Source organism: Microbacterium binotii, from assembly GCF_021398715.1.
Classification (GTDB): Bacteria; Actinomycetota; Actinomycetes; order Actinomycetales; family Microbacteriaceae; genus Microbacterium; species Microbacterium binotii_A.
In genome coordinates this window covers 3,104,614-3,117,064 of the sequence record NZ_CP090347.1, presented here as the reverse complement: position 1 = coordinate 3,117,064, position 12,451 = coordinate 3,104,614, and the positions used below count along the sequence as shown (strand labels likewise).

Sequence of the window (12,451 nt, the reverse complement as noted above, 5' to 3'; positions counted from 1 at the left end):
CCGGACGCTATCGGCGCGGAGGCCTGAGGGCGACGATCGCTGACTCGCCCTCACTTCCGGCGGCCTCGACGGCGACCACCACCTCGTGACCACACGAATCGCGGGATGCGCGCTGCGAGAATGGGGCGGTGAGCGACACCCGACAGGCGCCGACCGTGAGCATCGGCCGCAAGCGGTCGCCGGCGCATCAGATCCTCACCCTCTTCGGGGACTACTGGTGGGGGGTGGACGCGCCGATGCCGACCGGTGCGTTGCTGGCCGCGATGGCGGATCTCGGAGTGAAGGCGCCCGCGACGCGGGCGAGCCTGACGCGGCTGACCGACCGCGACCTTCTCATCCTGAGCAAGTCGGGGAGGCGCACGAGTCACGCCCTCACCGATCGCGGCGCGTCGGTGCTGGCCGACGAAGCCCAGTGGCTGCAGCGTTTCGGCCGGGAGGATCCGGCGTGGGACGGTCTGTGGAGCGCGGTGCTCTTCTCGATCCCGGAGAAGGAGCGCCCCCTGCGTCATGCCGCCCGCACCCGGCTGCGCTGGCTGGGGTACGCCCCCCTGTACGACGGCGTGTGGATCTCGCCCTTCGATTCCGTCGACGCTGCGGTGGACGCCCTGGGTCGGCTCGGGGTCGGGCAGGTCTCCACCTTGAGGGGAGTGCTGGCCACAGCGCCGGGTGACAGTCCGACGCGCGCGTGGGATCTGTCCGAGGTGGAGCGGGACTACGCCGAGTTCCTCACGCGGGTCGGCGACGGCGGGCGGGAGCTCGCGCCCGCGGCGGCGCTCGAGCGGCGTACGTCCCTCATGCTGGCCTGGCAATCGTTCCGTCATACGGAGCCCGGTCATCCGATGCGCCTCATGCCCGCGGCGTGGCCGCGCGAACGCGCACGCGAGGCCTTCGTCGCCGTGTACGACGCGCTCGGACCTGCGGCGGAGGAACGGATGCGGGAACACGTCGCGGCCATCGAGCCGGCGCTGGTTCCTCTGATCCGCCCGCAGCGGCTTTCCTGAGTGCACCTTATGTAAAGATTCATTGACGCTCGTAACAATTACTTCTACTCTCATCCCCGAGGGGGCGCAACGAGGCATCCCCATGACGATGACGTCACATCGGAGGATCTTGCATGCTCAGACATCGACGACCTCGCGCGAGGATGCTCGCGTCCGCCGCTGCCGCGATCGGAGTGGTGGCGGCGCTCGCCGTTCCGCTCGGATCGGCCGCCGCCGCCGACGACCTCTCGCTCACCGTGCTCTCGGGTCGCGCGGACACCGTGACAGGAGGCGACGCGCTCATCGCGGTGGACGGCGCGGACGAGGCCACGGTCGTGATCGCGGACGGGCGTGACGTCACCGCCTCCTTCATCGCCGTGAACGGACGTCTCATCGGACTCGTCGAGGATCTGCCCCTGGGGACGAGCGAGGTGACGGCGCGATCGGCATCGAACTCCGAGACCCTCGAGATCCAGAACCATCCCGCCTACGGCCCGGTCTTCTCCGGTCCCCAGCATCCGATGTACTGCACCGCATCCGGGGCGCCGTGGAACCTCGGGCCCACGGACGAGAACTGTCACGTGGCCGAGGCGCGCGTCAGCTTCCGCTACCGCACCACGGGCGGAGCCTGGGCCGACTATCCCACCGACGGTTCCACGCCCGGCGACGTCGCCACCGCGACCGTCGAGGGTCGCACCGTCCCCTACGTCGTTCGGCTCGAGCGCGGCACCATCAACCGCGCGGTCTACGAGACGGCGATGCTCGCCGGACCCGCCGACCCCGCGCCCACGTATGCCGCGCGTGCGGCTGGCTGGAACGGAAAGCTCGCCTACACCTTCGGCGGCGCCTGCGGCGTGGGCTATTGGCAGGGATCGAGCACGGGCGGCGTCGAGAACGACATGCTGCTCTCGCGCGGCTACATCGTCGCCTCGGCGACCTTCAACGTGTTCGCGCAGAACTGCAACGACGTCACGAGCGCGGAGACCGCGATGATGGTCAAGGAACACGTGATCGAGCAGGTGGGGCCCGTCACCTACACGATCGGTTCGGGCGGTTCGGCCGGCACCATGCAGCAACTCCTGCTGGCCAACAACTACCCCGGCATCATCGACGGCGTCATGGGAGACATCGGTTACCCGGACGAGCGCACGACGACCGTCGCCGGACACGACTGCACCAACCTGCTCGGATTCTGGAGCTCGCCGGCCGGGGCCGGATGGACCGACGCGCAGAAGCTCGCCGTCACGGGTCACGCGCAGCTGTTCACCTGCACCGGCTTCACCTGGTTCACCGGTGTCGACAACCCGCGCGCCGGCTGCAACGCCGCCGTTCCGGTCGGCGACCGCTGGTCGGAGGCCAACCCCGACGGACTGCGATGCACGATCGCCGACATGGTGCAGAACGTCTACGGCGTCGACGACCAGGGTCGCGGACAGCGCGTCCTCCCGGACAACGTGGGGGTGCAGTACGGTCTGGCCGCTCTCCAGTCGGGCGCGATCTCGCCCGAGCAGTTCGTCACCCTCAACGAGAACGCCGGCGGGATGGATGTGGATGGCACGCGCACCTCGGCGCGGTCCGAGGCGAGCGTCGAGGCCATCGAGCAGGCATATCGTACCGGCCGCATCAACCTCATGACCGGCGGGCTCGCCTACACGCCGGTGATCGAGATGCGTCGCTACACCGACCCGACGGGAGACTTCCACGAGCGCTACCGCTCCGCGATCATCCGTGAGCGGATGCTCGACGCCTACGGCAACGCGGACACCCACGTCAGCTGGACGAGCAAGGACGCGGGGTACGCGAGCGCGATGTACACCGCGGGTCTCGACAAGCTGGAGGAGTGGCTGGACAACATCGTCGCGATGGGCGGCTTCGGCGACCGGGCGCGGACGGTCGCCGCGCGCCCCGCAGGTCTCGGGGACGGGTGCTACACCGATGACGGATTCGTCTCGGAGCAGCTCGACTACGAGAACACGCAGAGCACCTGCAACCAGTTGTTCCCCTACCACTCGGAGCCTCGCTACGTCGCGGGAGAATCCCTCTCCCGCGACGTCCTGAAGTGCCAGCTGGCGGAGCCGGTGCGCGCGGACTACCCCGTCATGACCGACGGGCAGTGGCAGCGGCTGACCGCAGCCTTCCCCACGGGGGTCTGCGACTGGTCGAAGCCCAGCCAGGGCCGGGTGGACTACGCCGGCGTCTGGCAGAGCTTCGACACGCAGCCGGATGCGGCCCTCGAGCCGCCCGTGATCGCGGGAGAGGCCCGCGTGGGCGCCGAGCTCTCGGTGTCGGCGGAGAGCGCGACGCCGGGCGCGACGCTCGGCTACCAGTGGTTCGCCGACGGCGTCGCGATCGAGGGCGCCGTGTCGGCCTCGTTCACGCCCGAGGCGGCGCACGAGGGCGCGGCGCTCACGGTGCGTGTGTCGGTGGCCGCCGAGGGCTACCAGCCGGCATCCCGTGTCTCCGCCGCGACCGCCCCGGTGGCCGCGGCGTCGTCTCCCTCGAACCCGCCGTCGCCGTCGCCGAGCGCGTCGGTGTGGGCGACGGTCGACGTGGGTGATGGTCGCTTCGAGCAGGGCGGCACCCTCGTCGCGCGGGTCGCGGGGCTCACGCCGGGTCAGCGCATCGCCGCCGAGATCCGCAGCGAGCCGTATGTGCTGGCGGGGATTCCCGCCGCGGATGCGGAGGGCCGCATCACGATCCGTGCGACGATCCCGGCGAGCATCCCCGCGGGTGCGCACACGCTCGTGATCGCCTCGGGCGATCTCGAACCGCTGCGCGTGCCCATCACGATCGTTCCTGCGGGCTCCCTCGCCGCCACGGGCGGGACGGTTCCATGGGAGCTTCTCGCTCTGGGCGCGGGGGTCCTGGTGCTCGGCGGCGGCGCCGTCGTGCTCGCGCGACGTCGCGGCGGCCAGGCGCGCTCCTGATCGGATGCGGGGAGGTGCTCGACGCCTCCCCGCATCCGCTGCGCTGCGATCGACGTCACCGGGGTTAACTCAGGCCGGTCCTTCGCCCGCACGCATGGCCGGGTCGGTAGCATCGCGACGTGAGCACTTCAGCGCCGTTCCGTGCCGACATCGTCGGAAGCTTCCTCCGCCCGCCGGGCCTCGCCGCCGCCCGGCGACGTCACGCGTCGGGTGAGCTGACGGATGCCGAGCTGGGCGCCGTGGAGGACGCGGAGATCGTCGACCTCGTCGCCCGTCAGCGCGCCGCGGGTCTCGAGGTCGCGAGCGACGGCGAGTTCCGTCGCTCGTGGTGGCACTTCGACTTCTTCGGGATGCTCGGCGGTGTCGACATCGTGGAACTCGACCACGGCATCCAGTTCCAGGGCGTGCAGACCAAGCCGCGAGGCATCGAGATCACGGGACCCATCCGATTCGACGACGCGCACCCGTTCCTCGCGCACTACCGCTCGCTCGCGGCGATCGCGGAGGGCACCGGTCTGCTGCCGAAGTTCACGATTCCCGCGCCGACCGTGCTCGACTTCCGGCTGGAGCCGGGCCACATCGACGGTGCCGTCTACGACGGGCGTGAGGCGATCGTCGACGATCTCGTCGCCGCCTACCGCGACGCGCTGGACGCGTTCTACGCGGCGGGCGCGCGGTATCTGCAGTTCGACGACACGGCATGGGCATACCTGTGCTCGGAGGCGGAACTCGAGAAGGCCCGCGCCCGCGGGATCGACACCGACGGCATCGCCGAGCGCTACGCCGATCTGCTCAACCGCATCCTGGACGACAAGCCCGCCGACCTCACCGTCACCACGCACGTCTGTCGTGGCAACTTCCGCTCCACCTGGATCTCGTCCGGCGGATACGAGCCGGTTGCCGAGCAGCTGCTCGGCAACACGGCCTACGACGGGTACTTCCTCGAGTACGACTCAGAGCGCGCAGGCGGGTTCGAGCCGCTGCGGTTCCTGCCCGAGGGTGACAAGCGCGTCGTGCTCGGCCTGGTGACCACCAAGACCGGCGAGCTCGAGAGCGCCGACGACATCCGTCGCCGCATCGACGAGGCCGCAGCCTTCGCCCCGCTCGATCAGCTCGCTCTGAGCCCCCAGTGCGGGTTCGCCTCCACGGAGGAGGGCAACGAGCTCACCGAGGATCAGCAGTGGGCGAAGGTGCGTGCCGTCGTCGACATCGCCGCATCCGTCTGGGGCTGAGCCCGCTCAGCGCTTCTGCGGCGCGGGGATCGGTTCGCCCTTCATCGCCGCCTCGTCGATCTCGGCCTGGTTCGCCAGGAACGGCGTGCCGTGCGTGTGGAAGGTCGGCACCGTCTTCGCCCCCCAGGCCTGGCCCTTGGCCCGCTCGGCCTGCGACCACTCCACGACCGGCCAGTCCGGGTCGAGGATGAGGCGCGCGCCGGCGTTGGCGAGCTCGATGCGGTTTCCGCCCGGCTCCCAGACGTAGATGAAGAATGTCTGGTTGATGGCGTGCTTGTACGGCCCGAACTCGATGTGCACGCCGTTCTCGAGGAAGATGTCGGCGGCCTTGAGGATGTCCTCGCGGGTGTCGGGGGCGAGCGCGAAGTGGTGGAACCGACCGTGTTCGCCGGTCCAGTCCTCGCTGTAGACCACGTCGTACGACTTCTGCTGGAACCGGAACCACCAGGCCGCGTACCCGCCGCTGTCCAGGCGCACCCGCTCGGACTCGCGGGCACCCATGACGTCGCGCCAGAACTCGCCCGCCTTCGTCACGTCGCTGGCCAGGTAGTTGATGTGGTCCATGCGGCGGGCGTTCACGCCGCGTCCGGGGAACGCGGACGCCTGGTTCTTCAGCGCCGGGCGATCCTCGTCGTCGGGCACGTAGTGCTCGGTCTCGTAGTAGATGCCCATGAGGTGGCCGTCCGGATCCTCGAACTCGTACGAGCGGCCGACGCCGACCTCGGGCTCGCGCCAGCCGTGGCCGAGACCGGCCGCCTCGATGGCCGCGACGCGACGCTCCAGTGCCTCGGGGCTCGTGACGCGGAAGAGCGTGCGGCCGACGCCGTTGGTGTCGGATGCGGTGAGCTTGAGCGTGTACAGCTGGTACTCGTCCCAGCAGCGGAGGTAGGCGGAGTCGCCGATGCGGGCCACCTCCCGCATCGCGAGCAGGTCGCGGAAGAAATGCAGGCTCTCCTCGAAGACCGGGGTGAACAGCTCGACGCCGCCCAGGTGTGCGAGGTCGAAGTTGTCGCGCGTTGCCATGGTGTGTCCTCTCTGACGGTCAGCGGCGGGGTCTCGGGAAGACGAGCCCGTCGAAGATCTTTCGTGCGGTGCGGACCGACGACGAACTCGCGCGCCAGCCGGATGCGGCGTCGCCGGTGACGGCGACGGTGGCGGCGAAGGTGCCGCCGGGGTGTTCGAGCAGCGTCTGCTCGCCGTCGCCGAGCACGGCGAAGTCGGATCCGACGGCGCCGGGGATGCGGATGCCGGCGGCGACGGATGCGGCCATCAGCACCCCGATCGTGGGGTGCACGCGCGCCGGGATGAAGGCCCGGGTGCCCACTGCTCCGTCGCGGCGCGGCGGCGACAGCAGGAACATCTTGGGCACCGTCTGCGCCGAGACGTCGCCCAGTCCGAAGAGCGGGCCGGCGGCCCGGCGGATCGTCTCGATCCGCTCGCGGAGCTCGGTGCGGGACTCCAGCTCTTCCGGACTCTCGTCTCCGGCGACGTCGAACTCGGCGGCATCCATGAGTACGACCGGCATCCCGTTGTCGACCAGGGTGACGCGGTGGCCCGCGATCTCGTCGGTCGCCGCTCCGGTGGGAAGCAGCGGCTTCTGTCCGCGGGTGGTCAGTGCGATCCGGCCGGCCGTACCGGGCACGCCCGCGATCGCCTCGTCGCCGTCGTACTCGACCCGCCCGTCAGGGGTCGAGAATCGGGCTTCGGCGATGTCGCCCGTGTTGAGCAGGCGGATGCGCAGGACGCTCTCGCCCGCATCCGCTGCGACGAGCCCGCGCTCGATCGCGAACGGGCCGACCGCAGCCAGCAGGTTGCCGCACGTCTGTGCATCGGCGACGACGGGCTCGTCCACGCTCACCTGGAGGAAGAGATAGTCGATGTCGCATCCGGGATCGCTCGAGCGCTCGACGACGGCGACCTTCGACGTCAGCGGATGCGCGCCGCCCAGTCCGTCGATCTGTGCTGGATCAGGGCTCCCCATGATCCGCAGCAGCAGGTCGTCGCGCGCGGACGGGTCGGCGGGCAAGTCGGACGCGAGGAAGAAGGCGCCCTTGGAGGTGCCGCCGCGCATGAGCAGGCAGCGGATGCCGTCGCGTACCGGATCAGGAGTCGGCATCGCGTCGCTCCGCCTGGGACACGTAGGCGACGCCGAGCTCGGCGATGACCGGTCGCAGACCGTTGATGTCCATGGAGCTGGCCCCGGCCTCGTACTTCGCGCGGTTGGTCGCCTCGCGTGCCGCGCGCGAGCGCGCCGCATCGAGAACGGCTGCCGCCCGCATCCGCGGAACGATCGTCACGCCGTCGTCGTCGGCGACCACGATGTCTCCGGGCTCGACGACGACGCCGTCCAGGACGACCGGGACGTTCACCGAGCCGGGGCTGTCGCGCAGGCACCCCTGCGCCGAGACGTAGCGGCTCCAGGCGGGGAAGCCCATCGCGCGCAGTTCGGCCGTGTCGCGCACCCCGGCGGAGGTGACGTAGCCGCGTACGCCTTTGACCTGCATCTGCGTCGCCATGAGCTCGCCGATGTGCCCGAACGGGGACGGTCCGGTGGCGACCACGACGATCACGTCGCCGGCGCGGGCCTGCTCGATGGCGACATGCACCATGAGGTTGTCGCCGGGGGCGGTGAGCACCGTGACGGCGCTGCCGGCGATCGCCGATCCCTGCTGGATGGGGCGGATCGTGCTTCCGGCGTACCCGGTGCGGCCGAGCGCTTCGTGGACGGTGGCCGAGCCCAGCGCGGCGAACGCGTCGACGAGGTCGGCCTCTTCGCGCGCGATGTCGGTGACGACGACATGCGGGCTCACTCGAGCACTCCCGTGACCTGCGGGAAGTAGCGCATGTACGCCTCGCCCATCGTGTCGTGGGCGAGACCCAGGTTCGGGCCCGCGTTGCGCTTGACCTGCACGCCGCGGCGCACGGCCAGATCGCTGTAGTAGGACCACATGTGCTTCTGCGCGGGCAGGCACTCCATCGCGGCGCGCTTCTTGTCGAACGCCGCGGTGATGTCCAGCAGGACATCCGGGACGAAGCCGCACTGCTCGGGCTGATGGGGCTCGAAGAAGAACACCGGCGGGGCGCCGATGATGGTCTCCTTCGTCGGGAACGAGCCGTCCGAGTTCGCGACGCCGATCGCCTGGGCCAGAACCCGCGCCTCCAGCGCCATGCGCGCGGCGGCCGGGTGGTCGCCGTTGTACGGGTCGTGCAGCGGATGTGTCAGCACGACGGTCGGCTGCACCCGGCGGTAGACATCGACCAGCCGCGCGACGGCCTCGGGGGATTCGCGCAGCGGATAGTCGCCCAGATCGAGGAACTCGATGTCGGCGCCGAGCGCGGATGCGGCCGCCTCCGCCTCTGACCGGCGGATCTCCTTGATCTCCGCCAGCGACTTCCCCGCCAGCCATTGACTCGCGGACTCGCCGCGCTCGCCGTAGCTCAGGCAGACGACCGTGGCGCGCTCGCCACGCAGGGTGGCGGCGGCGATCGCGCCGCCGGCCCGCCAGACGAAGTCGCCCGCGTGGGCGCTGACCACGAGTAGCGCCGGGGTGGCTGCAGGCATATCCGCTCCTTGGTTCGGCGGCATCGAGCCGACGCGTGGCGGCAGGCGTGCGGAGTCGACGCCGGTGCCGATTCGTGGGCTCAGCGAATCACACGGGCTGCGAAATGGTCAAGATTTTGTTGACAATCTGAGACGGCGAAACCACTATGGGCAGAGGTAAAAGCCGCCTATCATCGCGGCAGGCCCACAGACGAGGAAGTCGAGGCAATCATGGCGCGGACGCTGCAGGAGCTGCTGGACGAGCGAGGGAACACCGTCGAGATGCTGCGCGATTCGCAGCTCGGCACCTATATCTATCCGGTCGTACCGGCCGAGTTCTCCAATTGGCGTCGGGAGCAGAAGGCGTGGCGCGAGACGGCCGTGCTATACGACCAGACGCACCACATGGTCAACTTCTTCGTCTCGGGGCCGGATGCGCTCAAGCTGCTGAGCGACACCGGTATCAATTCGTTCGCGAACTTCCCGCTGAACACCGCGAAGCAGTTCGTGCCGACCGCATCCAACGGCGGCGTCATCGGCGACGGCATCCTCTTCCACGAGGCCGAGAACGAATACGTCTACGTGGGCCGCGCACCGGGCGCGAACTGGCTGCAGTTCCACGCCGAGACCGGCGGCTACGACGTCGAGTTCCGTTACGACGACCGCTCGCCCTCGCGCCCCTACGGCGCCGCGGTCCACCGCGACTACTACCGCTTCCAGATCCAGGGCCCGAACGCCTGGAGCATCATCGAGAAGCTCAACGGCGGACCGCTCGAGAAGGTGCGCTTCTTCCACATGGGAGAGATGACGATCGCCGGTGAGAAGGTGCGCACCCTCCGTCACGGGATGGCGGGCGCTCCCGGCCTCGAGATCTGGGGCCCGTACGCGCAGCACCAGAAGATCCGCGACGCGGTGCTCGAGGCGGGCCGCGAGTTCGGCATCGAGCCCTGCGGCTCCCGGGCCTACTCCTCGAACACGCTCGAGTCCGGATGGATCCCGTCGCCGCTGCCGGCGATCTACACGGGTGAGGCCGAGCGCGCATACCGCGAGTGGCTCCCCGCCAACAGCTACGAGGCGATCAACGCGCTCGCCGGGTCGTTCGTCTCGGAGAACATCGAGGACTACTACCTGAACCCGTGGGAGCTCGGCTACGGCTCGTTCGTGAAGTTCGACCACGACTTCATCGGTCGCGATGCGCTCGAGAAGATCGACCCCGAGACGCAGCGCAAGAAGGTCACGCTCGCCTGGAACGACGAGGACCTGGCCAAGATCCTCACGAGCGTCATCGATCGCGAGGGCGTCGGCTACCAGTTCTTCGACCTCCCGAACGCCAACTACGGCTCGTCGAACTACGACGCGGTCATCGACGCCGACGGCAACAACGTCGGGCTCTCGCTGTTCACCGGTGTCACCGCGAACGAGAAGCGCGGACTCTCGCTGGCGACCGTCGATCGCGACGTGCCGGTCGGCGCCGAGGTGCGCGTCGTCTGGGGTGAGCCCGACGGCGGGTCGAAGAAGACCACGGTCGAGCCGCACGACCAGATCGCGGTTCGCGCCGTCGTCAGCCCCGTGCCGTACGCGGTCACCGCGCGCGCCGAGTACCAGGGCGGGTGGCGCACCACCGGAAGCCTCTGAGCGAGCGCCCCGCGCGACGAAGGGGTCGCGCGGGTCGCTCCGGAAACCCAGGCGCCTCGGCGCCGGCGTGACGCCCCCACATCTCTCTAGACTTGGGGGCGTCACGCATGTCAGGGGGAGTCATGACGGGTCAGAACGCGCCGCATCCGCCGCTGGCGGCGTCGAGTCCCGGCCCCTCGAAAGTGCTGCTGTGGATGCTGGCTGGCGCCTTCCTGGGTGTCGTGCTGACCGCCGTGATCTCTGCTCCGATCATGCTTGCTGCCGGCGGAACCCCGTCGGCGCGTGAGACGGCCGAGCAGTACTTCGCCCACATCGCCGCCGGCGAAGCGTCCGCTGCCGTGGAGCTCCAGGCGCCCACGCCGCCGGAGTCCAGGGGGCAGCCTGATCCGCTTCTGTTGACCGACGCGGTGCTCGGCAGCGCCGTCGAGCGCATCAACGATGTCGAGGTCCGCGACGGGTATGTGGGCAGTACCTATGCCGACTTCGAGGTGCGTTACACGCTGGGCGGGGAGCACTACTCCGCCGGAGTGACTCTGGAGCGTGAGGAGGGAGCGTGGCTGAGTCCGGATCGCTGGATGGTCACGGTCCCGGCTACGAACACGATCATCGTCACCTCATCGAGCCCGGCGTACCGGGTCAGCGGTGTGGAGCTGCCGACGGTGGCCGGCGAGTCGTACATTCCGCTCCCGCTGTTTCCTGCGGTGTATCCAATCGAGGCCGCGGAGTCGACCTTCTTCCAGACTGATACGGACACTCTGGTCTCTCCGACACTCTTGGATGGGTCACAGACCGTCGCCCTCGAGCCGAACGAGCACTTCACGCAGGAACTCGATCGGCAGATCACGTTGCTTCTCGACGCGTGCACGACGCAGAACACTTGGCGGCCGGAGGGCTGCCCTCTTTCGGCCGGGCTCAACGCGCGCGACGTGCCGGTCGTGTGGACGATCGAGAAGTACCCGGAGGCCGAGATCGACGCTGACGCCGGGTACTTCTTCGCGGAGGGCGGCGAGGCGACCGCCACGTACGCGCCCGAGGGTGCGTCTGCGCCCGTGGTTGAGAGAGTACCTCTCGGTCTCAGCGGGCCGTACTCGATCGACGGGGACTCGCTGAGCATCTCCTATCCGTGAGCTCCTGCCGCCTCGCCGTGGATGGCCTCGAACCGACCGGAGGAGCCGCGGATCGCGCGGGCGACGGTTTCGAAGAGCCAGTCCAGCGCGGCAGGATGCTGGGAGCTCGACCGTCGGTAGAGCGCGATCTCCACGGGCGGCATCTCGAACGGCAACGGGCGCACCACGAGTGGCCACGTCTGCGTCCACCCGAGCGCGATCGTGTCCGGCAGCGTCGCGATGAGATCGCCGCTGCGCGCGAGAAGCGGCGGAAGTGACGCCAGGTGGTTCACGGCGATGCGCGCGTCGGTCTCGATCCCGTGCGCGCGGCGTGCGCGCTCGAGGGCGGGTGCCCCGGAGTCGCTGGCGACTGCGACGTGCGAGGCCGCGGCATACGCATCGAGCGTCAACGGCTCATCGGCGAGCGGATGCGCGGCCGACATCGCGACGCCGTAGCCCTGCGACTTCAGAACCGTCCGCCCGAACGGGCCCGGCACGTGCGAGGGCGTGACCGCGAGATCGACGACGCCGCGGCCCAGCCAGTCGGGGAGGGCCGACACATCCATCGGCACGACGTCGATCCGCATCCGGGGCGCCGCGGCGCGCACCGCGCGGACGATCGCGGGGAGCCACCCGATCTCGCCGAGCTCGGACAGCGCGATGCGGAAGGTGCGTTCGGAGTCGGCGGGAGCGAACCGGTGCACGCCGTCGAGCGTGCGATCGACGGCGGCGAGGGCATCGCGGAACCCCGGGTAGACGCTGTCGGCCAGCGGAGTCGGTTCCATCACGCGGCCGACCCGTCGGAACAGCGGGTCGTCCAGCTCGCGCCGCAGGCGCCCGAGGGCCTGACTCACCGCCGGCTGGGTGACGTAGAGGCGCCGCGCGGCGCTCGTGAGACTCCGCGTCTCGGCGATCGCCACGAACACGCGGATGAGGTTGAGATCCAACGACTGCTCCCGACTGAGGCATCGTTGCCTCCGCATAAGTATCGGTAATCGGGATACGTCCTGTCGATGCCGTCGGGTTCTTA

Annotated in this window: 10 protein-coding genes; 5 read left to right on the top strand and 5 right to left on the bottom strand. The window is 69.7% G+C overall.

Going from position 1 to position 12,451, the window contains the following annotated elements:
• Positions 1 to 128: 128 nt before the first annotated feature.
• The 3 genes from LXM64_RS15090 to LXM64_RS15080 all read left to right on the top strand — a co-directional run bounded on the left by LXM64_RS15090 (position 129) and on the right by LXM64_RS15080 (position 5,139).
• Positions 129 to 1,001 carry a PaaX family transcriptional regulator C-terminal domain-containing protein gene (locus LXM64_RS15090; RefSeq protein WP_234073928.1) on the top strand — a complete coding sequence of 291 codons (873 nt, stop codon included), beginning with the start codon at positions 129 to 131 and terminating at the stop codon, positions 999 to 1,001.
• Positions 1,002 to 1,114: 113 nt separating this feature from the next.
• Positions 1,115 to 3,907, top strand: a complete 2,793-nt coding sequence (locus tag LXM64_RS15085) for a DUF6351 family protein (protein ID WP_234073927.1) — start codon at positions 1,115 to 1,117, stop codon at positions 3,905 to 3,907.
• 119 nt (positions 3,908 to 4,026) lie between these two features.
• Positions 4,027 to 5,139: a 5-methyltetrahydropteroyltriglutamate--homocysteine S-methyltransferase gene (locus LXM64_RS15080; protein WP_234073926.1), complete on the top strand. Its 1,113-nt coding sequence runs from the start codon at positions 4,027 to 4,029 to the stop codon at positions 5,137 to 5,139.
• Positions 5,140 to 5,145: 6 nt separating this feature from the next.
• Here the strand turns inward: LXM64_RS15080 and LXM64_RS15075 are convergent, their stop codons facing one another.
• Genes LXM64_RS15075 through LXM64_RS15060 form a run of 4 tightly spaced genes read right to left on the bottom strand, consistent with a single transcriptional unit; the run spans position 5,146 to position 8,701 of the window.
• Positions 5,146 to 6,162, bottom strand: a complete 1,017-nt coding sequence (locus tag LXM64_RS15075) for a VOC family protein (protein WP_234073925.1) — start codon at positions 6,160 to 6,162, stop codon at positions 5,146 to 5,148.
• A 19-nt stretch (positions 6,163 to 6,181) separates the two neighbouring features.
• Positions 6,182 to 7,255, bottom strand: a complete 1,074-nt coding sequence (locus tag LXM64_RS15070) for a PrpF domain-containing protein (protein WP_234073924.1) — start codon at positions 7,253 to 7,255, stop codon at positions 6,182 to 6,184.
• Positions 7,242 to 7,949: a 4-carboxy-4-hydroxy-2-oxoadipate aldolase/oxaloacetate decarboxylase gene (locus LXM64_RS15065; RefSeq protein WP_234073923.1), complete on the bottom strand. Its 708-nt coding sequence runs from the start codon at positions 7,947 to 7,949 to the stop codon at positions 7,242 to 7,244. The genes LXM64_RS15070 and LXM64_RS15065 overlap by 14 nt, the downstream gene beginning before the upstream one ends.
• Positions 7,946 to 8,701, bottom strand: coding sequence for a PIG-L deacetylase family protein (locus LXM64_RS15060; RefSeq protein WP_234073922.1), 756 nt, complete (start codon positions 8,699 to 8,701; stop codon positions 7,946 to 7,948). Before LXM64_RS15060 ends, LXM64_RS15065 begins: the two co-directional genes overlap by 4 nt.
• 210 nt (positions 8,702 to 8,911) lie before the next feature.
• Here LXM64_RS15060 and ligM point away from each other — a divergent pair, with 210 nt between their 5' ends.
• Entirely contained in the window at positions 8,912 to 10,315 is a 1,404-nt protein-coding gene (gene ligM / locus LXM64_RS15055) for a vanillate/3-O-methylgallate O-demethylase (protein ID WP_202876821.1), read from the top strand.
• 122 nt (positions 10,316 to 10,437) lie between these two features.
• The gene (locus tag LXM64_RS15050) at positions 10,438 to 11,442 is read left to right on the top strand and encodes a hypothetical protein (RefSeq protein ID WP_234073921.1); all 1,005 of its coding nucleotides are present in this window, start codon (positions 10,438 to 10,440) and stop codon (positions 11,440 to 11,442) included.
• Here LXM64_RS15050 and LXM64_RS15045 read toward each other — a convergent pair.
• Positions 11,433 to 12,368, bottom strand: coding sequence for a LysR family transcriptional regulator (locus LXM64_RS15045; RefSeq protein ID WP_234073920.1), 936 nt, complete (start codon positions 12,366 to 12,368; stop codon positions 11,433 to 11,435). The genes LXM64_RS15050 and LXM64_RS15045 overlap by 10 nt on opposite strands.
• Positions 12,369 to 12,451 lie beyond the last annotated feature (83 nt).